The organism is Paraburkholderia sp. IW21 (assembly GCF_041321145.1).
Taxonomy (GTDB): Bacteria; Pseudomonadota; Gammaproteobacteria; order Burkholderiales; family Burkholderiaceae; genus Paraburkholderia.
In genome coordinates this window covers 218089-244189 of record NZ_JBGGWA010000005.1, presented here as the reverse complement: position 1 = coordinate 244189, position 26101 = coordinate 218089, and the positions used below count along the sequence as shown (strand labels likewise).

Annotated in this window: 27 protein-coding genes and 1 pseudogene; 18 read left to right on the top strand and 10 right to left on the bottom strand. The window is 61.5% G+C overall.

Going from position 1 to position 26101, the window contains the following annotated elements; all coding sequences use genetic code 11:
- Positions 1-7: 7 nt before the first annotated feature.
- Together ACAX43_RS14330 and ACAX43_RS14325 are read right to left on the bottom strand one after the other, a co-directional pair.
- The gene (locus tag ACAX43_RS14330; RefSeq protein ID WP_370709053.1) at positions 8-343 is read right to left on the bottom strand and encodes a hypothetical protein; all 336 of its coding nucleotides are present in this window, start codon (positions 341-343) and stop codon (positions 8-10) included.
- 231 nt (positions 344-574) lie between these two features.
- Positions 575-901, bottom strand: coding sequence for an H-NS family nucleoid-associated regulatory protein (locus ACAX43_RS14325; RefSeq protein ID WP_370709052.1), 327 nt, complete (start codon positions 899-901; stop codon positions 575-577).
- A gap of 765 nt (positions 902-1666) precedes the next feature.
- Between ACAX43_RS14325 and ACAX43_RS14320 the strand changes: the two genes are divergently transcribed.
- The 6 genes from ACAX43_RS14320 to ACAX43_RS14295 all read left to right on the top strand — a co-directional run bounded on the left by ACAX43_RS14320 (position 1667) and on the right by ACAX43_RS14295 (position 7907).
- Complete coding sequence (locus ACAX43_RS14320) at positions 1667-1978, top strand: hypothetical protein (RefSeq protein ID WP_370709330.1); 312 nt, start codon at positions 1667-1669, stop codon at positions 1976-1978.
- A 288-nt stretch (positions 1979-2266) separates the two neighbouring features.
- On the top strand, positions 2267-3514 hold the full coding sequence (locus ACAX43_RS14315) for an MFS transporter (protein ID WP_370709051.1): 1248 nt from the start codon (positions 2267-2269) through the stop codon (positions 3512-3514).
- 159 nt (positions 3515-3673) lie between these two features.
- A complete protein-coding gene (locus ACAX43_RS14310; RefSeq protein ID WP_370709050.1) occupies positions 3674-4426 on the top strand; it encodes an SDR family NAD(P)-dependent oxidoreductase in 753 nt (250 codons plus the stop codon).
- Between the two features lie 80 nt (positions 4427-4506).
- Complete coding sequence (locus tag ACAX43_RS14305; RefSeq protein ID WP_370709049.1) at positions 4507-5832, top strand: MFS transporter; 1326 nt, start codon at positions 4507-4509, stop codon at positions 5830-5832.
- 48 nt (positions 5833-5880) lie between these two features.
- Positions 5881-7059, top strand: coding sequence for an L-rhamnonate dehydratase (gene rhmD / locus ACAX43_RS14300; protein WP_370709048.1), 1179 nt, complete (start codon positions 5881-5883; stop codon positions 7057-7059).
- 65 nt (positions 7060-7124) lie between these two features.
- Entirely contained in the window at positions 7125-7907 is a 783-nt protein-coding gene (locus ACAX43_RS14295; RefSeq protein WP_370709047.1) for an SDR family NAD(P)-dependent oxidoreductase, read from the top strand.
- A 15-nt stretch (positions 7908-7922) separates the two neighbouring features.
- On the opposite strand, the gene ACAX43_RS14290 is transcribed toward ACAX43_RS14295, so the two are convergent.
- On the bottom strand, positions 7923-8921 hold the full coding sequence (locus ACAX43_RS14290) for a LysR family transcriptional regulator (RefSeq protein ID WP_370709046.1): 999 nt from the start codon (positions 8919-8921) through the stop codon (positions 7923-7925).
- Between the two features lie 142 nt (positions 8922-9063).
- On the opposite strand from ACAX43_RS14290, the pseudogene ACAX43_RS14285 reads away from it, so the two are divergent.
- The 6 genes and pseudogenes from ACAX43_RS14285 to rhaS all read left to right on the top strand — a co-directional run.
- Positions 9064-9210 (top strand): annotated as a pseudogene (locus tag ACAX43_RS14285) (L-rhamnose mutarotase); the annotation flags it as partial.
- A gap of 54 nt (positions 9211-9264) precedes the next feature.
- Complete coding sequence (locus ACAX43_RS14280) at positions 9265-10158, top strand: amidohydrolase (RefSeq protein WP_370709045.1); 894 nt, start codon at positions 9265-9267, stop codon at positions 10156-10158.
- Positions 10159-10191: 33 nt separating this feature from the next.
- Positions 10192-11775: a sugar ABC transporter ATP-binding protein gene (locus ACAX43_RS14275; protein WP_370709044.1), complete on the top strand. Its 1584-nt coding sequence runs from the start codon at positions 10192-10194 to the stop codon at positions 11773-11775.
- A complete protein-coding gene (locus ACAX43_RS14270) occupies positions 11772-12830 on the top strand; it encodes an ABC transporter permease (protein ID WP_370709043.1) in 1059 nt (352 codons plus the stop codon). Before ACAX43_RS14275 ends, ACAX43_RS14270 begins: the two co-directional genes overlap by 4 nt.
- Entirely contained in the window at positions 12823-13839 is a 1017-nt protein-coding gene (locus ACAX43_RS14265) for an ABC transporter permease (protein WP_370709042.1), read from the top strand. The genes ACAX43_RS14270 and ACAX43_RS14265 overlap by 8 nt, the downstream gene beginning before the upstream one ends.
- Positions 13840-13905: 66 nt before the next feature.
- Positions 13906-14913, top strand: a complete 1008-nt coding sequence (gene rhaS / locus ACAX43_RS14260) for a rhamnose ABC transporter substrate-binding protein (RefSeq protein WP_370709041.1) — start codon at positions 13906-13908, stop codon at positions 14911-14913.
- A 115-nt stretch (positions 14914-15028) separates the two neighbouring features.
- Here the strand turns inward: rhaS and ACAX43_RS14255 are convergent, their stop codons facing one another.
- The 3 genes from ACAX43_RS14255 to ACAX43_RS14245 all read right to left on the bottom strand — a co-directional run bounded on the left by ACAX43_RS14255 (position 15029) and on the right by ACAX43_RS14245 (position 18204).
- Positions 15029-16180: a CmpA/NrtA family ABC transporter substrate-binding protein gene (locus ACAX43_RS14255; RefSeq protein WP_370709040.1), complete on the bottom strand. Its 1152-nt coding sequence runs from the start codon at positions 16178-16180 to the stop codon at positions 15029-15031.
- 10 nt (positions 16181-16190) lie between these two features.
- Positions 16191-16766 (bottom strand): ANTAR domain-containing response regulator, encoded by a 576-nt coding sequence (locus ACAX43_RS14250; RefSeq protein ID WP_370709039.1) that lies wholly within the window; start codon positions 16764-16766, stop codon positions 16191-16193.
- A gap of 199 nt (positions 16767-16965) precedes the next feature.
- Positions 16966-18204 (bottom strand): cyanate transporter, encoded by a 1239-nt coding sequence (locus ACAX43_RS14245; protein WP_370709038.1) that lies wholly within the window; start codon positions 18202-18204, stop codon positions 16966-16968.
- 256 nt (positions 18205-18460) lie between these two features.
- Between ACAX43_RS14245 and ACAX43_RS14240 the strand changes: the two genes are divergently transcribed.
- Positions 18461-19228 carry a GntR family transcriptional regulator gene (locus ACAX43_RS14240; protein WP_370709037.1) on the top strand — a complete coding sequence of 256 codons (768 nt, stop codon included), beginning with the start codon at positions 18461-18463 and terminating at the stop codon, positions 19226-19228.
- 302 nt (positions 19229-19530) lie between these two features.
- Here the strand turns inward: ACAX43_RS14240 and infA are convergent, their stop codons facing one another.
- Entirely contained in the window at positions 19531-19803 is a 273-nt protein-coding gene (infA, locus tag ACAX43_RS14235) for a translation initiation factor IF-1 (RefSeq protein WP_007177610.1), read from the bottom strand.
- 146 nt (positions 19804-19949) lie between these two features.
- Entirely contained in the window at positions 19950-20231 is a 282-nt protein-coding gene (locus tag ACAX43_RS14230; RefSeq protein WP_370709036.1) for a hypothetical protein, read from the bottom strand.
- Positions 20232-20392: 161 nt separating this feature from the next.
- On the opposite strand from ACAX43_RS14230, the gene ACAX43_RS14225 reads away from it, so the two are divergent.
- Positions 20393-20608 carry a hypothetical protein gene (locus ACAX43_RS14225; RefSeq protein ID WP_370709035.1) on the top strand — a complete coding sequence of 72 codons (216 nt, stop codon included), beginning with the start codon at positions 20393-20395 and terminating at the stop codon, positions 20606-20608.
- Between the two features lie 142 nt (positions 20609-20750).
- On the opposite strand, the gene ACAX43_RS14220 is transcribed toward ACAX43_RS14225, so the two are convergent.
- Positions 20751-21995, bottom strand: coding sequence for an NAD(P)/FAD-dependent oxidoreductase (locus ACAX43_RS14220; protein WP_370709034.1), 1245 nt, complete (start codon positions 21993-21995; stop codon positions 20751-20753).
- Between the two features lie 297 nt (positions 21996-22292).
- Between ACAX43_RS14220 and ACAX43_RS14215 the strand changes: the two genes are divergently transcribed.
- From ACAX43_RS14215 to ACAX43_RS14205, 3 genes are all read left to right on the top strand, one after another.
- Entirely contained in the window at positions 22293-22937 is a 645-nt protein-coding gene (locus tag ACAX43_RS14215; RefSeq protein WP_370709033.1) for a transcriptional regulator, read from the top strand.
- A gap of 61 nt (positions 22938-22998) precedes the next feature.
- On the top strand, positions 22999-23193 hold the full coding sequence (locus tag ACAX43_RS14210; RefSeq protein WP_370709032.1) for a DUF1653 domain-containing protein: 195 nt from the start codon (positions 22999-23001) through the stop codon (positions 23191-23193).
- Positions 23194-23292: 99 nt separating this feature from the next.
- Complete coding sequence (locus ACAX43_RS14205) at positions 23293-23487, top strand: YqaE/Pmp3 family membrane protein (protein WP_370709031.1); 195 nt, start codon at positions 23293-23295, stop codon at positions 23485-23487.
- Positions 23488-23622: 135 nt separating this feature from the next.
- Here the strand turns inward: ACAX43_RS14205 and ACAX43_RS14200 are convergent, their stop codons facing one another.
- Positions 23623-23931, bottom strand: coding sequence for a 2Fe-2S iron-sulfur cluster-binding protein (locus ACAX43_RS14200; RefSeq protein ID WP_370709030.1), 309 nt, complete (start codon positions 23929-23931; stop codon positions 23623-23625).
- Between the two features lie 157 nt (positions 23932-24088).
- Here ACAX43_RS14200 and ACAX43_RS14195 point away from each other — a divergent pair, with 157 nt between their 5' ends.
- Entirely contained in the window at positions 24089-26068 is a 1980-nt protein-coding gene (locus ACAX43_RS14195) for a PIG-L family deacetylase (protein ID WP_370709029.1), read from the top strand.
- The last annotated feature ends 33 nt before the right edge of the window (positions 26069-26101 follow it).

The following is a 26101-nucleotide window of genomic DNA, read 5'->3' as shown; positions in this document are numbered from 1 at the left end:
GGGTGGTTCACTGCACGGTTTTTGGTGCATTCATCGGATCGTTGGGCGACATCGGCTGCATGTCGGTATCGCTCGAGTCCATCTTTTTCGACATGCTTCCGGACATCATCGCCATCGGACTCGTGGCCGGGTCGCCGTGATACGTCATGCCCGCCGTGGCGGCGCTGTGCGCATTGCCTCCACCGGTTCCGCCCTGGCCGTTGCCGCCACCTTGTGCAAAGGCCGCGCCGCAAGCCATTGAAAGAGCGGCGGTCCCGAGCATGATTTTAAGCATTGATTTGCGCATGATAGTTCTCCTTGCGAGCTCATCAGGCGTTCGGGTCGTTGTCAGCTGTCTTTTCATGACCGGTCCCCTGACGATGCAACGCCCAATTGCGTTGCTCTGACCGGATATACGGCGGGTCCAGGTGTCTGGATGCAAATCGGCAAGGCACGACTTTTCTTCATCATCGTGCGGCGCGAGCACGGACCCGCCGGCGACGTCGGCGAATGAGCCAAACCTGTTTTTCCCGCCGGAAAATGCGGGTTATGCGTTCGCGATAGCGGGCCAACTAGGGGCTAACACTACGACTGCTTAGCGGTTGGTTGGACGCGCGAGCGGACTTCCGGCAAACGGGTCGTTTTGCCAATCCACATGTTTTTTCGGCTGCGGCGCGGGTGCCGGCTTGGCCGACAATTCGAAGTGGTCGATTGATTGACCTGCACTAATTGCCTGTTTAAGCCAGTGGGGCATTTCACCCTGGCCGTCCCAGCTATCTCCCGTTGCGCTACGGTAGCGCTCGGCGCTTTGCCCCTTTGGTTCGGACGCCAGCACTGCCGCGAGGTCTTCTGGTTTGATACCAAACTCTTCCATGCGATGGCGGAGATACGCAATCATGCTATCTCGCTTCCTTTCGTCCATAAGATATTCGTCCTTCTAAAGCGTCAAGCGTTCTGTCAGTTACAGATTGCAAGGAGAAGCCGCGAAAGCATCGAGCCCATGTAGATGGGGCCGGCCTGCGGTAAGGTTGTTGATCGAAGGAAATCCTGGCGGCATCGTCAAAAACGTTGCCCCGTAAATTGCGGTACAGCACACGCCCGACCAGGCCGCCTATAAGGCTGGGCCGTGCCGATCAGTGAATGCTCAAGCGCCCCGCCGTGCGGCAAATACGGCTGGATAAGCCTCCCGGCCGCAATGGAGAAAGTGAAGCTGACAATGCACTGATTGGAACGGCCGGTCTCATGCCCACGCCCGTCTCTCGCCGGTGCCTCGCGCGGGGCCGATTTTGTGCGTTATTCCAGCATCATAGCGCACTGTTCGGGTAAAGCACGCGCCGGCTCGGCTGATTTTGTTTTTGCCTGTCCCTGATGCAATTGCGATCGACGCCGCAGATAGCGCCGGCGCCCCGGAGATTGAAATCCTGAGCGGCCGACCTATAACGAAACAGCGGAGCGACAATCTGCGTTTCCAGCCTGGTGGCGACCGATTCCGGCAAGCCGCGCGCACGCGCCCGACATCGGTTGCAAGTCTGGCAACTATTTACTCGTTTAGTTCGGTGACTCGCCGCAGCAGTCCCGCATCAGGCATTCGCTCGTCCGTCAGCCCGACTTGGCGATATGACGTTTTTTCGCGGATCAATTCTTTGGAGAGGTGAGCGCTGCTGCGCCGGATTCGAGGAGTCTGGACATGAAATTACGTTTATTGATGGCGTTGGCAAGCGCCGCTCTTTTTCTGGTGCCGAGAACAGCCGGTGCGCAGGACGCTCAGCAGGGCGAAGGCGTGTCGAGCAGGGTGTTGATGCAGCAGAACGCGAACGAATCGGCGCAAGCCACAACCGACATGTCATTGGGTGAGACCGGGCGGGTCATGGTGCCTGCCGCTCGACCCGTGCAGAACGTTTCTTATGGCGGCGTGGCCGGAGGACGGTCGGAAGCAGGAAGCCTGCAGGACCGGCGTTGCTCTGCCGGCACGCAATGCATGATCTATTTCGGTCAATAACAGATCTGCAGTTCCGGAGGCGGTGGGAAAAGCAATTCACACCGCCTCTGACGAAACCTGACGGAATACCCACACGCCCAACTGCAATTTTACGGGGTGGCCAGCGGGCGAGTTAATACGATGTTATGGTGTGTCCCGTTCTGGTTTTCACCCACTGATTTTTCCGGGCCGCAATCATATGCAGGCAAATATCGCCTGCGTTTTAATCATGATCTGCTCGCCTGCGAATTGATTAGCCTGGTGCGGCCTCCAATCCCACTCGTTGTTTAGTTACTCGCAAACAATACTATGCTGATGGAAGATAATCTGCCGGCGGGCACTGCCTCGCCGGACGATAGTGCCGCGTCGTCTCTGCGTTCGTGGCTTGCTGTGGTGGCCGTTGCAATCGGTGCGTTCGCATTCGTGACGACGGAGTTTTTACCCGTGGGGCTGTTACCGCGCATCGCGGCAGATCTTGGCGTGCTGCCTGGCACGGCCGGATTGATGGTCACCGTGCCGGGCGTGATTGCCGCCATCTCCGCGCCTGGCCTGATGCTGGTGGCCGGCCGCATGGACCGCCGGCGTGTATTTCTCCTGCTCACGGCCTTGCTGCTGGCGTCGAATCTGATTTCCGCTTTTGCGCCCGATTTCCTGTTCATGCTGTTGGGACGCGCGTTGCTCGGCGCGGCATTGGGTGGATTCTGGACGCTGGCAACAGCTGCTTCCGGCCGCCTTGTACAGCCGAAGGACTCGGCAAAGGCGATGGCGACGATTCTGACCGGCGTGACGTGCGCGACGGTGATCGGTGTGCCGCTCGGCACATTCATCGCCAGCTTTGCGTCATGGCGTGCTTCGTTTATGGCGACCGGCGTACTCGTTGCTATCGCGCTGGTGGCTCAATTCATCTTCGTACCTTCGTTGCCGTCGACAGCGGCATTGCGGTTGCGCGATCTGGTGGCACTCCTGCGCCGGCCGCATCCGCGTAGAAGCATGCTGATGGTGGCGCTCGTATTCGGCGCGCATTTCTCCGCGTACACGTACATCACGCCGTTCCTGCTGCGCAATGCGAGTTTTACGATGCCGGCGATTACGTGGTTGCTGCTCGGCTTCGGCATTATTGGGTTCTTCTCGAACTTCGCCGTTTCATCGACCGTGACGCGCAATTTGAAAATGTCTGTGGGCGCGATGGTTTCTCTGCTGATGTTCGCGCTGTTGTCGCTGCCGTTGTTGCAACATTCGCCTATAGGTGTCGTGGCGTCTGTACTCGCGTGGGGTGTTTCCTTCGGTGCGTTGCCCCTGTGTTTCAGCATCTGGATTCAACGCGCCACGCCGGATTCGCCGGAAGCGGGCTCGGCGCTGTTTGTCAGCATCATCCAGGTGGCGATCGCACTTGGGTCGCTGGTCGGCGGGGTCGTGGTCGACCATGTCGGCATTTCCGCCGACTTCCTTCTCGGCAGCGGTTTGGCGTTGCTGGGTCTCGCCGCACTCGCGAGTTTTGGCCGGCGCGAGCAGGAGCGGGTCGCGGAATCGATGGCCTGCCCGGTTTGTACTGACTAGGTCGAGGCCGAGCCCCCGATCCACTTTTGTTATCGGCCCCTCCAATACTCGGATTGTTAGCGCATCGTGCCGCTCGTATATTTGCTGAACGAAAGCAGAAACAGCAGAAATACAACAACTGAAAGGCAAGCCACCCGGGCTTGCTACAGGAGCACAGCGATGAATCGAATCGATCTGGAGGGGCGTGTTGTCGCCATTACCGGCGGCGCGCGCGGCATTGGCTACGCGGTGGCGCAACGGGCGCTGAACTCGGGCGCGTCGGTCGCCCTATGGGACATCGACGCCGAGCGCCTGGCGCGCAGCGAGCACGAGCTCAGCGAACTGGGCAAGGTAACGGCCGTCACGGTCGAGCTCACCCAGGAGGCCTCCGTTGTTCAAGCGGTGGCACAGACCGTCGCCAGCCATGGCGCAATCGACGTGCTGATCAACTGCGCCGGCATCACCGGCGGCAACGGCGCCACGTGGGAGCTGGACCCCGAGATCTGGCGCCGCGTGATCGACGTGAATCTGATCGGTCCGTATCTCACTTGCCGCGCAGTCGTGCCGCACATGCTCAAGCAGGGCTATGGGCGGATCGTCAATATCGCGTCTGTGGCCGGCAAGGAGGGCAACCCGAACGCTTCGCACTACAGCGCGTCCAAAGCCGGGCTCATCGGCTTGACCAAATCCCTCGGCAAAGAACTCGCGACGAAAAACATCCTCGTCAATGCGGTCACGCCCGCGGCGGCCAAAACAGAGATCTTCGACTCGATGTCGCAGCAGCATATCGATTACATGCTCTCGAAGATTCCGATGAACCGTTTCCTGTTGCCGGAAGAAGCGGCTTCGCTGATTCTGTGGTTGTCCTCTGAAGACTGCGCGTTCAGCACCGGTTCGGTATTCGATCTGTCCGGTGGTCGCGCCACTTACTGAGTCACCGAAGCAGTAGCGGTAGCAGCAATAGCGGTTAAAAAACGCAGAGCGCCACCCGCGTGCCCTGCGAAGGAGACGATATGAATCCGCATCCGCCCGCTTCACTGGAGGCGATCACCAGCAAGGTCATGCGCAGGCTGTTGCCGTTTCTGCTGCTGATGTATGTGCTGGCGTTTCTCGATCGTGCCAATATCGGTTTCGCACAAAAGGCGTTGCAGCACGATACAGGTTTGTCTAATGCGGCCTTTGCATTCGGCGCGGGTGTGTTCTTCGTCGGCTATGCATTGTTCGAAGTACCGAGCAATCTTCTGCTCCATCGGGTCGGCGCGCGTGTGTGGATGTGCAGGATCATGGTGACATGGGGCCTCGTGTCGGCTGCGATGTGTCTTGCGCATACGCCTACGGCGTTCTACTCGCTGCGTTTTCTGCTCGGTGTCGCCGAGGCGGGCTTCTTTCCCGGCGTGATCTATTACCTGACCCACTGGTTTCCGCAAACGGCGCGCGCTCGTGCGGTCGGCGTGTTTTATTTCGGCGCGCCGCTGGCGTTTATTTTTGGCAGTCCATTGTCGGGTTCCTTGCTCGAATTGCATGGCGCACTGGGATTAGCCGGCTGGCAGTGGCTGTTTCTGATCGAAGGGATCTTGGCCTCATTGGTCGGTGTGTGGGCGTTCTGGTATCTCGACAATCGTCCCGAAGACGCGCGTTGGCTCGATGCGCAGGAGCGTGTCGCTTTGCGCAGCGCGCTCGAAGACGATGCGCGCGTGGCGTCGGCGCATGGGCCGCATCGCATTCTCGCCGCGCTGGTGGACCGCCGCGTGTTGCTGCTGTCGGCGATCTATCTGTTGATTCAGATGAGTGTCTACGGTGTGATCTTTTATTTGCCGCAGCAAGTGGCGGCTCTGCTTGGCACGACGGTGGGCTTGCGCGTCGGCCTCGTCGCCGCGCTGCCGTGGCTATGTGCGCTGACCGTGACGTGGTACGTGCCGCGCCGCGCCGATCGTACGGGTGGCCATCGGCGTTGGGCGGTCGCGCTTCTGGTCCTGGCGGGCCTCGGCATCGCCGTCTCGGGACTGGCTCATAACCCCTCGATCGGCTTGATTGCGCTGTGTTGCGCAGCCAGCGGCTTCATCGCGGCGCAACCGCTGTTCTGGACGTTCCCGACGCGCTACCTCACGGGTGCTGCCGCCGCCGGCGGTATCGCGCTGATCAACTCGCTCGGCAGTCTCGGCGGCTTCATTGCGCCAAGCCTGCGCATCGCCGCCGAACGCGCGTTTTCATCGACCTCGGCGGGGCTGGTGGTATTAGGCGCTTCGAGTCTGCTGGCAGCGCTCATGATCGGCACGATGTTGCGCCGTGACGGCGCACAGTCGGGGTCTCTCCAACACTTACTGCATCGCGCCCGCTAGGCGCGTTTTCGACTGCACGTTCGACGCACCAACAACGGAGCCCTTTTCATGGTCATGCCTACTATCCGGCACGTGCGTGCCTTCATCGTCCGTGGGGGTGGTGCGGACTATCACGATCAACCCGGCGGACACTGGATCGACGATCACATCTCCACGCCGATGGCGCGTTATCCGGAGTATCGCCAAAGCCGCCAGTCGTTCGGCATCAACGTGCTCGGCACACTGGTGGTGGAGATCGAAGCGAGCGACGGCACGGTCGGTTTCGCGGTGACGACGGGCGGCGAAATCGGCGCGTTCATTGTCGAAAAACATCTGGCGCGTTTTCTTGAAGGGCGGCTCGTCACCGACATCGAGAAGATGTGGGATCAGATGTATTTCTCGACGCTGTATTACGGTCGCAAAGGCATCGTGCTGAATACGATCTCGGGCGTGGATCTCGCGTTGTGGGATCTGCTTGCAAAGGTTCGTAAGGAGCCCGTGTACCAACTATTGGGCGGCCCGGTGCGTGACGAACTCGTGTTCTACGCGACCGGCGCGCGCCCGGACCTTGCGAAGGAAATGGGGTTCATCGGCGGAAAATTGCCGTTGCAGCATGGTCCCGCGGAAGGCGAGGCGGGGCTCAAGAAAAATCTGGAGAAGCTGGCGGAGATGCGCAGCCGCGTCGGCGACGACTTCTGGCTGATGTACGACTGCTGGATGAGCCTCGACGTCCCGTATGCAACACGGCTTGCGCAGGCGGCACACGAATACGGCCTGAAATGGATTGAAGAATGCCTGCCGCCGGACGACTACTGGGGTTACGCCGAACTGCGCCGCAACGTGCCACGCGGCATGATGGTGTCGACCGGCGAACACGAAGCGACGCGTTGGGGTTTTCGCATGCTGCTGGAGATGGAGTGTTGCGATCTGATTCAGCCGGATGTGGGTTGGTGCGGCGGCATCACCGAGTTGATCAAAATATCCGCGCTCGCCGATGCCCACAATGTGATGGTGGTGCCGCACGGCTCCTCGGTATATAGCTATCACTTCGTCGTCACGCGGCACAACTCGCCGTTCGCCGAGTTTCTGATGATGGCGCCGAAAGCAGATGAAGTCGTGCCCATGTTCACGCCGCTGCTGCTCGACGAGCCGGTTCCCGTGAATGGGCGGATGAAAGTGCCGGACACGCCGGGCTTCGGTGTGCGATTGAATCCGGAATGCGCGCTAGTGCGGCCTTATCCGCGATGAATGCGGGTCGAATGCTTGCGGCGTGTGATTGAACGCAGTGTGGATCCAGCAAACAGGAGGATGACGTGCTGCTCAAGGACAAGGTCGTGATCGTCACCGGCGGCTCGCGTGGCATCGGCCGCGCGATAGCCGTTGCGTGCGCAACCGAAGGCGCGGATGTCGCGATCAACTACTGGGGCGATAACGACGCATCTTATGGGCGCCGTTCCGCTGTCGAAGAAGTGGTCGATGAAATCGAAGCGTTGGGGCGGCGCGTGATCGCAATCGAGGGCAACGTCGCCGCTCGCGAGACCGGCCAGCAACTCGTTCGCCATACCGTCGAAGCTTTTGGCAAAGTCGATGTGCTTGCAAGCAATGCGGGCATCTGCCCGTTTCACGCTTTTCTCGACATGCCGCCCGATATATTGGAGTCCACGGTGGCGGTGAATCTGAACGGCGCGTTTTACGTCACGCAAGCCGCCGCGCAGCAGATGAAAGCGCAGGGCACGGGCGGCGCGATTGTAGCGACGAGCTCGATCAGCGCCTTGGTAGGCGGCGGCATGCAAACGCACTACACGCCGACCAAAGCAGGGGTGCATTCGTTGATGCAGTCGTGCGCGGTCGCATTGGGGCCGTACGGCATTCGCTGCAATTCGGTGATGCCCGGCACGATCGCGACCGATCTGAACGCTGAAGACCTCGCCGACGAAGCGAAAAGAGCCTACTTCGAAAAGCGTATTCCGCTCGGCAGACTGGGACGCCCGGAAGACGTCGCCGATTGTGTGGTGTTTCTCGCTTCCGACCGTGCGCGCTATGTAACCGGCGCCGCGCTGCTGGTAGACGGCGGCCTGTTCGTCAACTTGCAGTAACGCGCGATGCCGACTTCAATCGACCGGTGCGGAGGCGATCACGGAATCCGCTGTGGGCGCGGCGGAATCGTCGCGTGCGAGCTTGCGCGAGAAGCCGCGCAACAGATCGATAAAGCGCAGCGCCGGTTCGGCGAGCGACTCTTCCTTCCGCGTGAGAATGCCGAAACCGGCGAGGCTCTTGCCGATTTCAATCGGCAACGCGACCAGCAGCTTGCCGCGCAAATGATCGCGCACGACCGACTCGGGCAGCATTGCCACCGCGTCGTAGTTCTCGAGCAATTGCAGCGTTGCGAAGATCGACGCACATTCAGTCAGGTTGACCGGCGTGGCGAGCCCCGCACGCGCGAGTTCCTCTTCGAACAACACGCGTGCCGGACTCGTGATGGGTTGCGCCACCCACGGCCAGTCGATCAACTCGCGCAATGTGATGTGCGAGCGCTGCGCCAGCGGATGCACCGAACGCACCACCAGCAGCAACGTCTCACGTGCCAGAGGCTCGAAACTGAAATCGTTGTGTTGCAGCGGACTGGTCAGCCGTCCAAGCGCGAGATCGACTTCGCGGCGATGCAGCAATTGCACGACCTGGTCGCTGGTTTCGCCAAGAATGCGCACGTTCAACAACGGGCTTTCGGTTTTCAGCGCGGCGACCGCCATGGCGAGCAGATCGGGCGCGGCGCCCATGATCGCGCCGACGGTCAATTGCCCATGGCCGCCGCGGCGTTTGACTTCGAGGTCTTCGGCAAAGCGGGTCAACTCGGCGAGTGCGCGCCGCGCATAAGCCAGCGTGACGACACCGAGCGGCGTGGGCGTCATGCCGCGTGCGTTGCGTTCGAACAGCAGGAAGCCGAATGCCTCTTCGATATCGCCGAGCATGCGGCTCGCACTGGGTTGCGCGACGTTGACCGACTCGGCGGCTTGATGGAGATTGCGCGCGTCGTCGAGTGCGACGAGCAGCGCGAGGTGCTTGAACTTGAGCCGATTGACGAGTGCGACGGCAGCTGAGTGTTGGCTCATGGTTCCAGTGCGATTCGGTTTGTGGATCGCCCAATCCCAACAACGGATTGAGATGCTATCGACGCAGGAATTATAGTCGCATCAGACGCTTACGCTTCATCGGGAAAGCGCCCGAATACGACGGGAGACAGGCCGCAATGGAAACAATCACAGCATGGACGCGCTGCCGCAACTCGAGGTGATGCGCAAATGGTGGGATTACATGGCCGACATCATGCAGACGGCCCCCGATCGCACACCGTTCCAGCAGCCACTGGAGCCGGTCTTTCATTTGAATTCGCTTAGCTGAACGGGTCGGCCGTCACTGACCTCGACGTGATCTTCACCGGACGGAGTGTGTCGCATGCAGGTTGTGGATTCGCATATTCATCTATGGGATTTGAAGACGCATCGTTATCCGTGGCTCGAAAACCCCGGTGTGTCGTTCGTGGGCGATGCGCGCGAGTTGAAGCATGACTATCTGCTCGGCGATCTGCTGGGCGAAGCGGGCGATATCGAGGTGCTGAAACTGGTGCACGTCGAAGCGAATCACGATCCCGCCGATCCGGTCGAGGAAACGCGTTGGTTGCAGACAATGGCGGATCGTAAGGAATCGCGCGGCATGCCGAATGCGATCGTCGCCGCCGTGGATCTGGCCGCGCCGAATGCAGCTGAAGTGCTCGAAGCGCACGCCTCGTTTGCCAATACGCGCGGCATCAGGCAGATCCTGAACGTGCACGAGAACAATCTGTTCGATTACGTTGGCCGTCATTTCATGCACGAACCGCAATGGCGAGCGCATTTTGCCTTGCTGCGCCGGTACGACATGTCGTTCGATCTGCAACTCTATCCATCGCAGATGGAGGAGGCGGCAGCGCTGGCGCGCGCTCATGGCGATACGCTTTTTATCGTCAACCATGCGGGCATGTTTGTGGACCGCAATAGTGTCGCCGGTTATCGCGCGTGGCGCGATGGCATGCGATTGCTTGCAGGTTGCAGGAATATTGCCGTGAAGATCAGCGGACTCGCGATGTTCGATCATCAATGGACGGTCGAAAGTCTGCGGCCTTATGTGCTTGAAACGATCGATACGTTTGGCGTAGAGCGCGCGATGTTCGCGTCGAACTTTCCGGTCGATCGCCTGTTCGGCTCTTACACGGATTTGTGGCGCGCGTATGCGTCGATTGTCGGGGGTGCGAGCGTCGCGGAGAAGGAAGCACTGTTTCGCCGCAATGCAGAGCGTTGCTACCGCATCTGACGCGGCCTGAAACGAAACAGAAGGAGACACGCAGTGCAGCAACCCACATCCGCCGTGCCCAGACTCGAACTGCGGCATGCGAGCAAATCGTTCGGCAGGGTCCGTGCGCTATCCGACGGCGATCTCGCGTTATGGCCGGGCGAAGTGCATGCGTTGCTTGGCGAAAACGGCGCGGGCAAGTCGACGGTCGTCAAGATTCTCGCGGGCGTGCATCAACCGGATACCGGCGAACTGCTGGTCGACGGGGTGGCGCGCCGCTTCGCGACGCCTGCCGAAGCGCGCGACGCCGGCCTCGCGGTCATTTATCAGGAGCCGACGCTGTTCTTCGATCTGTCGATCGCGGAGAATATTTTCATGGGGCGGCAGCCGGTCGATCGAATCGGCCGCATTCAATACGATGCCATGCGCCGTGAGGTGGATGGTTTGCTGACATCGCTCGGGGTCGATCTACGTGGGGACCAATTGGTGCGCGGCTTATCGATCGCCGATCAGCAAGTGATCGAAATTGCCAAGGCGTTGTCGTTGAACGCGAACGTGCTGATCATGGACGAGCCGACCGCCGCGTTGTCGCTTCCCGAAGTGGAGCGGCTCTTTGCAATCGTGCGCAAGCTTCGTGAGCGGGATGTGGCGATACTCTTTATCACGCATCGGCTCGATGAAGTGTTCACGCTGACGCAACGCGTCACGATCATGCGCGACGGTGCGAAAGTGTTCGACGGGCTCACTGCCGATCTCACCACCGAGTCGATCGTTGCAAAGATGGTCGGCCGCGATCTGGAGACGTTTTACCCGAAGGCCGACCGGCCGCCTGGAGAAGTACGCTTATCAGTGCGTGGCCTCACGCGCGTGGGCGTCTTCAAGGATATTTCCTTCGATGTACGTGCCGGCGAAATCGTCGCGCTGGCAGGTCTCGTCGGTGCGGGCCGTAGTGAAGTGGCACGGGCGATCTTCGGCATCGATCCACTGGATGCGGGCGAAATCTGGATTGGCGGCAAGCGTCTCGCAGCGGGCCGGCCTGCCGAAGCGGTGCGCGCCGGCCTCGCGTTGGTGCCGGAAGACCGGCGTCAACAAGGGCTCGCGCTGGAATTGAGTATCGCGCGCAACGCATCGATGACCGTACTCGGGCGGCTCGTCAAACACGGCCTCATCTCCACGCGCAGCGAGACGCAATTGGCGAATCAGTGGGGCACGCGCTTGCGTCTTAAAGCGGGCGATCCCAATGCCCCCGTCGGCACGCTGTCGGGCGGCAATCAGCAAAAGGTCGTGCTCGGCAAATGGCTCGCGACCGATCCGAGGGTGTTGATCATCGACGAACCGACCCGCGGCATCGATGTCGGTGCCAAGGCCGAGGTGTATAGCGCGCTGGCGGACCTGGTGCGCGAGGGCATGGCTGTGCTGATGATTTCGAGCGAATTGCCGGAAGTGCTCGGCATGGCCGATCGTGTGCTCGTAATGCACGAGGGGCGTATCAGCGCGGATATAGCGCGCGCGCAAGCCGACGAGGAACGCATCATGGGCGCCGCACTCGGCCAACCTGGTTCACCGTTGGGGCAGCCCCCGAAGCAAGTCCCGCGCCCCGCAGGAAGTCCCCTTGGGGGATTGGGGGGCGCCGCATGATACGCCATTCTTCGACCCATCCCGCGCCCGTTCAGGCGTCCGTGCCGAAGCGTTCCACAAGCGCGCCGGGCGGTTTTGCCGCGAGCATTGCGAAAAGTCGCGAGACGACGCTCTTTGTCGTACTGATTCTGTTGATCGTAGGCACGGGGCTCGCGAAGCCGCAGTTTCTGAATCTGCAGAATCTGCGTGACGTGCTGCTGAATGTGTCGATCATCAGTTTGCTGACGGCCGGCATGACGGTGGTGATTCTCATGCGGCATATCGATCTGTCGGTGGGATCGACGGTCGGCATCAGCGCGTATGCGGTCGGCAGTTTGTACGTTGCATTTCCGCATATGACGGTGCTCGTCGCGTTGCTCGCCGGGCTCGCCATCGGCTTGGTGGCGGGCGGCGTCAACGCGCTGCTCGTTGCCGTGGGGCGCGTGCCGTCGCTGGTGGCCACACTTTCCACGCTCTATATCTTCCGCGGTGCGGATTACGCATGGGTACACGGCGGACAGATCAATGCGACCAGTTTGCCTGATGCGTTTTCCCGCCTTGCGACCGGCACATTGCTCGGCATACCGACGCTCGCGCTGATCGCGATCGTCGTGCTGGCTGGTCTCGCTGTCTATCTGAAGCAGTTTCGCGGCGGACGCGAGCACTATGCCATCGGCTCGAATCCGGAGGCCGCGCGCCTTGCCGGTGTGAACGTCGAGCGTCGGGTGATGGCGGGCTTTCTGTTGTCCGGTGCGATTGCTGGTTTCGCGGGCGCATTGTGGCTCGCGCGTTTCGGCACCGTCGATGCAAGCACGGCGAAGGGCATCGAATTGCAGGTCGTCGCTGCCGCGGTAGTGGGCAGCGTCGCGATTACCGGCGGCGTGGGCACCATTCTCGGCGCAACGCTCGGTGCGCTCGTGCTCGGTGTGATCAGTATTGCGCTCGTCGTGCTGCACGTCTCGCCGTTCTGGGAGCAGGCGATCCAGGGGGCGCTGATCGTCGCCGCGATTGCGGCCGATACCTTGCTGGCCCGCTCCGTCGCCAAACGCATGATGAGGAAACGCGATCATGGCTAAACCCGATTCCGCGCTGCTCACGCGCAAACGCGAAACGCCGTTGCAATGGGAAGTGTTGCTGGTGATCGTGCTGATTCTGTCGCTCGCGCTCGGGCGGTTGCTGTCGCCGGTGTTTCTCACGGGTGCGAACGTGAGCAACATTCTGGCCGATCTGACAGAGATCGCGTTGATGGCGCTGCCGATGACGCTGATTATCGTCGCCGCGGAAATCGATCTTTCGGTGGCATCGGTGCTGGGCGCGTCCAGCGCGCTGATGGGCGTGCTGTGGCACATGGGCTTGCCGATGCCGGTCGTCATCGTGCTGGTCCTGATTGCCGGTGCGCTGGCGGGCTTGCTGAACGGCCTCGTGATCGTGAAGCTCAATTTGCCTTCGCTTGCGGTCACGATCGGTACGTTGGCGCTGTTTCGCGGTCTCGCGTACGTGTTGCTCGGCGATCAGGCGGTCGCTGATTTTCCGGCGGGCTATACGGCGTTTGGCATGGACACGCTCGGCGCGACCTTCATTCCGTTGCCGTTTGTGATCGTAATCGTCGGCGCGGTGGTGTTCACGGTTCTGCTGCAAGCCACTGCGTTCGGCCGCAGCCTTTATGCAATCGGTGCGAATCCAACCGCCGCCGCTTTCTCCGGTATAGAGGTGGCGAAGATCAGGCTGCGGCTGTTCGTGCTGTCCGGTGCGATGAGTGCGTTGGCGGGCGTCGTCTATACGCTGCGGTTCACCAGTGCACGCGGCGATAACGGCGAAGGCTTCGAGTTGTCGGTGATCGCCGCGGTGCTGTTCGGCGGCGTGAGTATTTTCGGCGGACGCGGCTCGATGATCGGCGTCTTGCTGTCGCTGTTGATTATCGGCGTGCTGAAAAACGCACTGACGCTCGACGATGTTTCGAGCGAAACGCTGACGATCGTGACCGGCGTCCTGCTGCTGGCCTCAGTGTTGATTCCCAATCTGGTCGCCCGCTGGCGTGCGGCGCGCGACCGGCGTTTCATCGCGAAGTCCGCTTCTTCTTTATAACGTCCTCTTACCTGATACCTACAACCCGGACAGCATTCCGTCCAACAACAAAGCAGGAGACGCTTCATGTTCAAACCTCTACGTCACATCGGCGCGGCCACGCTCTGCGTCGCTCTGGTAGCGACCAGTTGCGCCGCGTCCGCAGCGGGCCTGAAAAGCGGCCTGAAGATTGCGTTCGTGCCGAAGCAGATCAACAACCCCTATGAAGTGATCGCCGACGACGGCGGCATGGCCGCGATCAAGGAATTCAACGGCGTGGGCAAGGTCGTGGGGCCGTCGGATGCCGGCGCATCATCGCAAGTGCAATACATCAACACGTTGATCACGCAACGGCAGGACGCGATCGTGATCGCCGCCAACGACGCCAATGCGGTCGTGCCGTATCTGAAGAAAGCAATGTCGCAAGGCATCAAAGTCGTGACCTTCGACTCGGACACGGCGCCTGAAGGCCGCCAGCTTTTCGTGAATCAGGCGAATGCGGAGGGCATTGGCCGTGGTCAGATTCAACTGGTGGCGAAACTGATGGGCGGCGAGGGCGAGTTTGCGGTGCTGTCGGCCACGCCTAACGCGACCAATCAGAACACGTGGATCAAGTGGATGCAGGAGGAGTTGAAGAAGCCCGAGTACTCGAAGATCAAGCTCGTGAAGATCGCGTACGGTAACGACGACGACCAGAAGTCGTTCGTCGAAACGCAAGGTTTACTGCAGGCTTATCCGAACCTGAAGGCGATCGTTGCGCCTACAACGGTCGGCATTGCAGCGGCGGCGCGTTATATCTCGTCGTCTTCAAGCAAGGGCAAGGTGCAGGTGACCGGTCTGGGCACGCCGAACCAGATGCGTGCGTTCGTGAAGAATGGGACGGTCAAGGCGTTCCAGTTGTGGGACCCGAATCAGCTCGGCTATCTGGCGGGCTATGCTGCGGCGGCGCTGGCCTCGGGGACGATCAAGGGCAAGGAAGGCGAATCGTTCGATGCCGGCAAGCTGGGCAAGCGCACGATCGGGCCGCAAGGCGAAATCATTCTGGGACCGCCGACCACGTTCGATGCGAGCAATATCGACAACTTCAACTTCTAGCCAGCAAGGATCGCCGCGCAACGCGAGCGGATCACACTGAGCGATATGCCCGGCGGCGCACGGGTGGTTAGCGTGGTGTTTCCCGCGCTAAAGCGATGTGACGCTGCCGTGCGGCTTACCTTCGAATGGTGAAGCTCCGCGCATACGCGGCGGACGGCGTGCTGCTGCCCCACACCTTGCCGTCGACCAGCACCTGCGAACCGTCGTCGCCAGGCACCGTCACGCCCACGCGTGCGGCCGCCGCGCGATAAAGCTGCGTCTGATTGATTTGGGCGGCGATCTCCGCGTAATCCGCGCGCGCGTCGATCATGCCCCAGCGTTCGAACTGCGTGAGAAACCACGCACCGTCGGCTGCTCGCGGATAATTCACTGCGCCGTTGTCGAAGAACCGCACGGGCAGACCTTGGGGTGCCGAGGCTGTGATTTCATTGCCGAGCCGCGCCGCAATCAACGCTTCGTCGATGCCGATGAATTCGGGCCGCGCGAGCCAGCGCGCAATTTCCTCGCGATGTCCGGCGCCATCGAGCCATCGGCAGGCTTCCAGCATCGTTTGCACCAGCGCTCGCGCCGCATTCGGATTGGCGCTGACGAAATCGCGCCGGCACGCCAGCACTTTCTCAGCGTGATCGGGCCACACGTCGCTCGTATAGGCGACGGTGCGGCCGACGCCTTCCGCTTCGGCCATTGCATTCCACGGCTCGCCGACACACAGGCCATCGAGTTTGTCTTCGGCAAGCGCAGCGACCATTTGCGGCGGCGGAATCACGACGCTTTCAATATCGCGCAACGGATGCACGCCTTGCGACGCCAGCCAGTAGTACAGCCACATCGCATGCGTGCCGGTGGGGAAAGTCTGCGCGAACACCGGCTTGCGGCCAAGCGTAGCCAGCGCCTTGGGCAGCGCGCCATGTTCGGCCAACGCATCGGCGAGACGATTCGACAGCGTGATCGCCTGACCGTTGCGATTGAGCACCATCAGCACAGCCATGTCCGTTTGCGGACCACCAAGGCCCAATTGCACGCCGTAGACGAGACCGTAGAGCACGTGTGCCGCATCCAGATCGCCCGACAACAGCTTGTCGCGCACGGCGGCCCATGACGGCTGCCGGCATAGCTCGAGCGTCAAACCATGTGCGTGGCCGAATTCGAGCAGCTTCGCGGCGACGAGCGGCGCGGCGTCGGAGAGCGCCACGAAACCGAGCCGCAGATGGGTTTTCTCCAGCGGCGTGGGCGCGGAAGATGAGCTGAGGGGAGCAAAAGAGTTCATGAGCGGCGCTTCATTTGAGCAAGTCTGCCGACGCGATGACGGCGCGTGCGACTTCGGCGAGTTTGACGCCCTGGTTCATTGCACGCTTGCGCAGGTGGGCGTAGGCGGCGTGCTCAGTGATTTTCTGCTGATCCATCAAGAGGCGTTTGGCGCGGTCGATCAGCTTGCGTTCGGCGAGCTCGCTTTCGACTTGCGCGAGGCGTTCGCGCAACTGCGATTCCTGTGCAAAGCGCGCGAGCGCGACTTCGAGAATCGGCGCGAGCCGCTCGGTAGCAAGACCTTCGACGAGGTAGGCCGTGACCCCGGCGCCGACGGCTTCGCGGATCAACTGCTGATTCGCGTCGTGACTGAACATCAGCACTGGGCGTGGCGCGGTGGCGTTCATCACGGCGAGTTGTTCGAGCGTATCGCGCGATGGCGATTCCGTATCGATGATGATGACATCCGGCCGCTCGCTTTGAACCACGCGGTGCAGCGCTTGCGGCGTCACGGTGCTGGCCAGCATCTCGTAGCCGAGTCGTGCGAGGGCATCGCGCAGATCGCCAATGGGTTTTTCGGTATCGGTGACGAGCAGGACGCGCAGCATGGAGTGTGGGTTATCGACGACTGGATACGAATAAAGCAACCTGTATGCCAGAAGACGAACGCTACGCTGAACGCAGCGTAATCACGGACTTACGGACCGGGGAGGCAATCGGGGCCGCACCCGAACGGGGCATGCGAGGAGGATGCACCTACGCGGCGCATGGGATGTGCGGCCGCGCGGAGGACAGGCACTCACACTCTTACTCCCATTCCCGATAGCTTCGAGGTGAAAACAGAAAACTCACCAGGATCATGCCGGCGACGCCAACGAGGAGCATGCCCCACGCGGTGATAAACGAACCACTCACACCTCGAAGAACGCCGGCGAACACCGGCGCAATTGCGGCCACCACAAACCCGACGCCTTGAGTAAACGCGACCAGCCTTCCCGCAACGCGATGATCGGCGGAATGATCCATCGCGGTCACGAGCGTCAGCGAGAAAGTCCCACCGAGCCCGGCGCCGGCAACGCCGATCCACATCGAGGGCGCCACGCCCGGCCAAAAAATCAATCCAAGAAACCCTGCCAACTGGGCGGACAAGCCGAGAATCAACCATGGCCGCCGATCCCGAAAGGGTGCAGCGGCAACCGGCAACAGCAAAGCCGATGCGGCTTGAAACACCGTCATGCTGGCAAGCAGCGAGCCGCTATCCGCGACGCTCATGCCACGCTGCTGATAGAACGCTGGCAACCACGCGACGAGGCTGGTATAGCCGCCGTTGACGATCCCGAAGTACAAGCCAAGTGTCCAAGGCCGCCGCTTACGCCACAGCGGAAAAGCCACCGCGTGCCGCAGAGCCGCCTGCGCCGCGGCGGCGCGCGAAGGCCGACGATTCAAACCCAACCAGTAAAGCAGCGCGGCCAAAGCAGGAACGGCCCACACCGCGAGCCCCGCGTGCCACGACCCCATCGCGCCGCTCACCCACGGACTCAAGCGCGCACCCAGGCCGCCGCCGCCCATGATCGATGCCGAGAACACCCCCATCGCCAACGGTACGCGTGCGGGAAAGCGCTGCTTCATGACGACGGGCAGCAGCGCCTGAATCGCCGCGACACCGACGCCCGCGAGCGCCGCCGTCGCGAGCAGCGCTGCGCCGCTGGCGGCCGCCCAGCGGGCGCCGCACGCAAGCGCGATCGCCAGCAAACCGAGCGCGACGCCGCGCGTTTCGCCGATCGAACGGGTTAGCGCGCCCGCGCCAAATGCGCCGATGCCCATCGCGACGACCGGCACGCTGGTCAGCAAGGACGCGCCGTAAAAGCTCAGCCCGGTTGCATCGCGGATCGTCGTCATCAACGGGCTGATCGACGTCAGCAGTGGGCGCAGATTGATGCCGATCACGATGATCGCGCACAGCCAGGACGCGTCCCGCCACGTCAGCGCATGGGATGCGTCGTTTGCATGAGTTGGGGTCGAACTGGCGCTGGAGTGCGAATTCACAATGGACCTGAATGCGAGGGTTGGCACCGCCTGCACGCGCAAAGAAATGCTGCGCGGCGAGGGCGGCATGGCCGGCGAGGAGGCTCGACCGGCGTGAAAAAAGACCCGAGAGACTATTTTGGTCAACCATAATAACCTGAAATGGTTAACCATTTATCTGATGTCCGGTATAGGTCCGAGCGCAACCTGATGGTGTCTGCCATCCCTCGTCGCTACAATGCCGGGCGATATCGCTCCACTCTCCGTTACTGAATCCATGGCCTCCCGTTCTCCGCGTGCGTCGTCCGCCGATCCCGAAACGCCCATCCGCCAAGCGTTCGAAGACGATTCGATCAGCGTCGAGGCGCGCATTTATGCGTCGATTACCGCGGCGTTGCTGCAAGGTCGGCTGCGGCCGGGTGCACAACTGGTCGAGCGCGATCTCGCCGCGGCGTTCGGCTGCACGCGCGGCGCGTTGCGCAAGGTGCTCGCGCGGCTCGGCTTCGAAGGCAAGCTGGTGCTCGAGGCGAATCGCGGCGCGTTCGTGCCGTCGCCGTCGGAAGAGGATATTCGCCAGGTGTATCGCGCCCGGCAGATCGTCGAGGCGGGCATCGTCGCGGCTTTATGCGGGTCGCTGAGCGCGGCTCACAAGCGCCGTCTGCGCGCCCATGTGCGCAGCGAGGAAAAGGCGCTCCGCGCGGGCGCGATCGATGAATCCGTGCGGCTGGCGGGCCAGTTTCACGTGTTGTTGACGGAACTGGCGGGTGGTACGGCGTTGCTTGGGCTGGTCGGGCAACTCGTCGCGAAGACTGAGTTGTACAAGGCGTTATTCGACCCGTCGAAGGGTTCGACCTGTTCCGCGGACGAGCACACGCAAATCATTGAAGCGCTCGACGCGGGCGAGCTGCATACGGCCTTAGCGGCGATGCACGAGCATTTGTCGGAGTTGGAGGAGCGGGTAATCGAGCAGGTACGCGAGCAGGTGCGCGAGCAGGTGCGCAAAAGCGCCGCGGGAGAGGATCTCGGAGCGGTGTTCGGGCTGTAACCAGAAGCGGGACGGCGCACAAGGGTGCGAAACACCCGTTCGCGACAGAAAGCGCGAAGCGCGGCGAGGGTGCTCGGCCGACGTGCAAGTCGATCGGCGAAGCGATCGTTCATTCACAGCGCGCAAAACACTTGTGAAACTCATGCGATGCCGCAGCGCGCCGCTCAGGCTCGAATCAAGGAGTCAAGCCTGAGAAGGCGCGCGAAAGGCTTCGCGAACAACAAACAGCTATGGGACACGCAAGGACCGATCAGAAATCTGCTCAACGAGCAACTCAATGAACGGTCAGCGTGCCGCCGGCCTTAACGGCGACGGAATTGCGAATTGCGAGCACCGCCGCCACCGGTAGCGCGCTCGTCTTTGTGACGGAAATTGATCCGGCCTTTGGTCAGATCGTAAACCGACAGTTCAAGCGTCACGCGGTCGCCCGCGAGAATTCGGATGTGGTTCTTGCGCATGCGTCCGGACGCGTAAGCGCCAACCACGACGCCGTTGTCGAGCGTCACGCGGTAACGGCTATCCGGAAGTACTTCGTCGACGATACCGTCAAGTTCAAGCAGTTCTTCTTTCGCCATGCATAACTCCTGGTCGATGGGATAAGGGGGTGTTGGTCGTTCGGCCAAGCCGCTCGGCACAACATCGGATACGGTTGACAGCTGGCCATTTCAGGCCGTCTGTCCTGCGGTAACAGCAAATACTGCCGATGTGCTGATAATACCGCTCAAAGATCGGCGACGGACTGGCCGTCTACACGGCCGTCGATCAATTGCTCGGCGTGGGCCATGCACGCAATGCGCGCCTTGCCCGTGCCGTCGAACGGAAACAGGTACTGCAGACGGAACACACGCCCGTCGGCTGCCGGATTGGTGCCTACGCGGCAGATGCGCACCGACGCGTCGTAGCCTGCGTCCGGATTGCGGCTCGTCTGACCGTCCGCCGGGCGGCGCGGATAGACGAGCGGGTGAATTTCGTAACCCTTGTATGTCTTGACAACTGAATTCATAAAGCATTTGTCCTGTATTACGTGGCCGCTGTGACACGCGCGTTACGCGGGGCACGACAGGCCGGGCAGCGCTGCACCTTGGGGCGCGCCGCCATGGAAAAAAGGTTGGCACAGGCCCGATGGCAAGGGCTTGAGCGCTACCGCGCAAAATCGCGGATTCGATGGAGAAGAAACGCGCTGATGTCGCGCGGACATCAGCGCGTAAAGCTGAACAACTCAGCGGCACAACTCGCGACGGCGAATGCATGCGGCGCATTGCCGGAGTGACGGGATCGCCGACAGGCGGCGGTCGAACAGCCGGGGATGGTGCGGAGATGCCGATTGGTGCTGCCGGTGCAACAGATGCGGGATACAGCTATTTCAATATGATGCACTAAATGGGGCTAATTGGATAGCAAAAAGTTCCAGGCGCGGGCAAACCGCCCAGCTGGCGGGGGTTTTTAGAGGGTGCTTTCATCGCGCGAAAAAAAATCTCCCGCCACCCCAAGCTGCGGTGGCCGCATGCATGCGTTCAGGCGTTCAATCGAAGCGCTGCGCGCGATACGGCCCCGGATCCGCGAAGGGCGCGGCGCCCGTCATCATTTCCGCGAGCAGGCGGCCGCTGACGGGGCCGAGCGTCAGCCCGTGATGGTTGTGGCCGAACGCGAACCACAGCCCTCGATGCCGTGGCGCCGGACCGATCACGGGCCGCATGTCGGGCGTGCAAGGGCGCATGCCGAGCCACGGCGCCGCATCGAGCCGCGCGCCCAGGCCGAAAATCGGTTGCGCGAGCCGTTCGGCGCGTGCCAACTGAACGCCGGTCGGCGGCGTGCCGCGCCGGACGATCTCGACGCCGGTGGTCAGCCGCAGCCGCGCGCCCTGCATCGGCGCGATCACATAGCCTTGTTCGCTGTCGACGACCGGCACGGACAGCATTGTCTGCGTCGGCTGATAGTGCATGTGGTAGCCGCGCTTGGCGCGCAGCGGTATGCGGTAGCCGAGCGGCGCGAATACCGTGTCCGACCACGGCCCAAGCGCGACAACCACCTCTTGGGCGCTGATGCGTCCGCTTACCGTATCGACCGTCCACGCGCCGTTTTCTTCGCGCAGCGTGGTGGCGTCGCCGGTGAGCAGGGTGCCGCCTTCGGTTTCAAAGAGCCGCGCGTAGCTTTTTGTTAGCGCGCCCGGGTTCGAGACGCTTTTCGGGTCGTGCCAATGCAACCCGCCCGCAAAACCTTCGGCAAGGCCGGGTTCGCGCTTGCGCAAGGCGGCGGCGTCGAGCGGCGTCATGCGCAGGCCGTGCTCGCGCGCGGATTCGGTGCTGGTTCGAACTTCGCTGTCGAACACGGCTCGGCTGCGAAACGCCTCGATCCAGCCGCCGTCATGCACCAGCTCGCCGACGCCCGCGCGGGCGATCAACGCGTCGTGTTCGGCGACGCTGCGCGAGATCAGCGGCAACATGTCGCGCGCAGCGCCGGCGAGTCGTGACGGTTCCGACTCCCACCAGAAGCGCACTAGCCAGCTTGCATACGAGGGAAGCGCTTTGTAGTCCCAATACAGGTCCGTGGACTGATTGCGCGCGTAGCGCAGCAGTGTTCCGAAGCGCCGCGGAAACGCATACGGCACGATCGACGAGCGTTCGATCAACCCGGCATTGCCGAAACTGGTTTCCTCGCCGGGCCCGCGACGGTCGATCAGCGCGACGCGCCGGCCGCGATCCTGCAGATGCAGCGCGGTCGAGACGCCGACGATCCCCGCTCCCAATACGATGACGTCGAAATCCATGGTCCCTTTGATCTTTATGCCGCTGCGTGCGCGAATGGGTCGTGTGGTTGGATTGCGCGCCCGGCCTGGCTCGCCAGGCGCCGCGTCCGACTCTAAATCAGATTGTCGCGCCTTCGCAATGCCGCCGTGGTCGCAGCCGCGGACCGGGGTGGCTACAATGGCGAGTTGCCGCGCAAGGCTGCCGGCATGGTCGCGCTTGCAAGGCTTGCCCTGCTTGCCGGCTGTAAGCCCGGCGCTTGCGTATCGGTTCGCCTTTGCGAAAGCGGCGCCGCATCCCTCGAACACTGCGATTTTCCAATGCGCAAGACAATCGTCTCTCCTGTGAAAGACCTGCTGCTGGACCGCTACGCGCCCATCGCGGATGGCATCGCGGCGTTGTTCTACCCGTGCGCCGAAGTGGTGATTCACGACCTGCGCGATCAAACCATCGCATATCTCGTGAACAACCTGTCGAAGCTCGAAGTCGGCGGCCCCTCAGTGCTCGATGAAGTTCACTATGCGGCGCGCGGCCAGACGATCGGGCCGTACGAGAAGCTCAATTGGGACGGCCGCCGCATGCGTTGCGTGAGCAACATCCTGTTCGACGACGACGGCAAGCCGGCCGGCATGCTGTGCATCAACTTCAACATTGCGGTGTTCGAAGATGTGCGCTCCACGCTCGATCTGTTCATCAAAGGTGGCAATCTGACTGACGCGCCGGCGGAGGAACTGTTCCGCGACGACTGGCAGGACCGCATCAACACGTTCCTGCACACCTGGCTGCGGGAGCGGCAAATCGGCATCAATGCGCTCACGCGCGAACACAAGCGGGAAATCGTCGAGGCGCTGCATGCGCAAGGCGCGTTTCGCGGCCGCAGTTCCGCGAATTACGTGGCCGCCGTGCTGACGATGGGGCGCGCCACCGTCTATAAGATTCTGAAGCAGATGAAAGAGGGCGGCTGACGGTTTTTTGCCCTGGCCGTGCGTGACGAGTGCTGTGGGTTTTAATTCAAGGAGGATGCGAATGGTGCGCTACCGGCACTACAAAGGCGGCATTTACGAGCTGGTTTGCGAGGCCACGCTGGAGTCCGACCCGACGGTCACGATGATCGTCTACAAAGCCAGCAATGGTACGATCTGGACGCGTCCGGCTTCGGTGTTTTTCGAGCCGGTCGAAATCGATGGCATCAAGATGCCGCGCTTCGCACCGATCAATTAGGCGGCCTCGTTCAAACGATTGCGGGTGCGCTTTTACTTGCACTTGCAATCGAAGAACGCTCACTGCCGGGTCAATACAAACTACAAACAGGAAATCTGAATGCGCCTTTTGCTTGCCATCATTTTGCCGTGGTTTCAGTTCTTCACGATTGGCCGTCCGGTTGCCGGGATCATCTGCCTGATCTTGCAGATCACGCTGATCGGCTGGATTCCGGCTGCAATCTGGTCGGTGTATGCGTTGAGCCAGTACACCACCGACAAGAAAATCGCCCGCGCCATGGGCAACGGGCGATAAGACTGAATGTAATGTCGTCCGCCGCGCTGCATTGCGGCGGACTTGAGGGTGTGCCTGCTTCCTGCGCCGGCTCTCGCCGGAAGCAGGCGAGCCGGGCATGTGCTGACGGCGCCCCGACGGCGCATGACGACTGTATTAGCGTTGCGGTAATTCAACCGCGTCCGGCGCTTCGATCACCACGTCGGTTTCCGCGACCGCTACGCACGGCAGGATATAGCCTTCCGCTTTTTCTTCGCGACTGAGACCCGGCCATTCGATCGTGTAGCGCACGCGTCCAGCTGTCATTTTGCAGAGGCACGTTCGGCATGTGCCGTTGCGGCACGAACGCGGCAGACGCAGATTCGCAAAACCGGCGGCTTCAAGGATGGTGAGCGAGTCAGGCGCCTCGAAGCTCTGGCCGAGCGGCTCGACGCGAACCAAAAAAGGGTTTGGGGTGTCAGGCATGAATGGATGCGACGCGGGTGAGCGAAAAGCCAAATGTCGACTGTACATCGCAATGGATAAGCGTGATGTTAACCGACGCCCTGCGACAGTAAGGCTTGTGTAATTTTTTTATTCGCGATGTTAGTTTTTGACTTCCTTCCGCGGAGTCACACTAATCATGCGCTATACATTAATTGCACTCATAGTTGGTACTGCTTTATGTCGCGACGCTGTGGCGAACGCCCCAATCGCACCAGCATGTGCCTACAAGGTTCAAGCCATTGTCGCGCATCAGAACGACGATTTGTTTTTTATGCAGACCGACTTGCAACGCCATCTGGAGCGGGGCGCTTGCGCCGAGGTTGTCTACATCACCAACGGCAAGCTCAGTGAACAAACCTGGGAATACTCAGCAAAACGTGATCTGGGCGCGTTGACCGCATGGTCGTCCATGAGTGGGGCGCCCGCGCCGGAATCGGTCCACTGGGCGCAGGACAGACTGGAGGTCAACGGTCACAGACCGGTGCGCCATACCCACCCCAACGGCCGGCTCACCCATGTCCATCTTGGGGTTGACGATGCCTGGGAAGGCATCGGCTGGGGCAGCCATACACCGTTGAGCCGCATGGAGTCGGACGTGAAATACGAGGTCCGAGCCTATCCGGTGAGAGTGGCGGATAAAGAAACGACTGAAAGCAGTCTCGAGCGCTATACCAAGTCCAGTTTCCAGGTCACGCTTGGCCAGCTGATTAAAAACTATCAGCCGAACATCCTCGTCACGCACGATCCCTCAATCAAGACTGCATATGAAAAATTGTGCCGCCTATGCGGTGAAAACAACGATCATCCGGATCGTGTCGCCGGCGCGAAACTGGCGCTTGAGAGCCTGCGCATTTCAGGCGTGCCGGCGGCGACGCAGTTCTATGTGGGCGAGCCGGCCGCCGGCAGGGCAGCGAATCTGACTTCTGCCGAGGCCGACGCGAAATCGCGCGTGGCGGCGTGGTACGGCATTCACGACAGCCAATACAGCTGTTCCCGCGCCTCTTCCTCGGCACAGCCTGTTTGTTCGTGGGCGGCGGACGCGGAATCGAAATGGCTCCGATCCCAGTACATTGTGACGCGCAACACGGACGGCCCCGGCGCACAAGCCGGCCAGGCAGGCACGGCCGATTCCAAAGGCAACCCTATCGTGGCTTACGTGGGCAATGCAGATAATAAATTGCATATCTGGAATGGATCGTCGCGCACGGGGGCGCCGATCGAAGGACGATTCGCGGGGGTGCCGGCGGTCGCTGCGAGCGCCGATGCACGGCCGTCCGTTTTCGTGCGCACTGCGCAAAACGACGTTCTCCATGTGGCTTCGGAGGCTGGCGGCGGATGGCGGCCTGCTGCAACCTGGAGCGACCGGGTGATCGTTTCGTCGCCTCAGGTGCTGGCAAACAGCGACGGGCGCCTAGCTGTAGCTGCCCGGTCGGCCGACAGAAGCGTCCTGTATCGCGCCGAAGCCGGGATTGGCGGAGGGTGGGGCGCCTGGCAGTCGACGGGCTTGTCCGGAGTCGGTGAGCCGGCCATGGTGAAGGATGCCTCCGGTGCGCTGGCCATCGCGGTACGGAAGGCCGCGCCGGTGGGTCTGGTTTTAATGCGGTCGCAGGTTCAGCCCGGCCAGCCTATTTTCCGCGACGTCGCCATCAAGGCCGGATCGCATATGGATCCGATCATGCTGAGCGCCGCGGACGGTAGCGTGACTGTCATCACGAAAGATGTGGTTGCGCGATCAACCAGCGACTTCATCGTTCACCGGCAGTCGTCACCCGGGGCGCTGTCGGCGAACACAACCTGGACCAGAAGCGCACTCGGCCTAAGAGAGGATTGGATCAATGTAACGGCGACATTTGCAGCCGACAAATTGATCGTCGCGGGCAACTGCGGGCCCGAGAAGTGGTTCGAATTCAACACGAGTTTTAGTCGTGAATATCCCAACCTGTGCGTTTGGAAAGACGGCATGTCCACGGACCTCGGGCCCGTCAAAGGCGCGCCGCAGTTCGTTCGAAACAATAGCGCCGAACCGACGTTGATCGTTCGCGGCGCGACGGCTGACGCCCCGGTGCTTGGGTCGAAGCTGCAAGGCGGTGCCTGGTCTGCCCTCAGCGAACTTTAGTATTGGGCTGTCGGTGCCTGAAGCGCCGTTGCG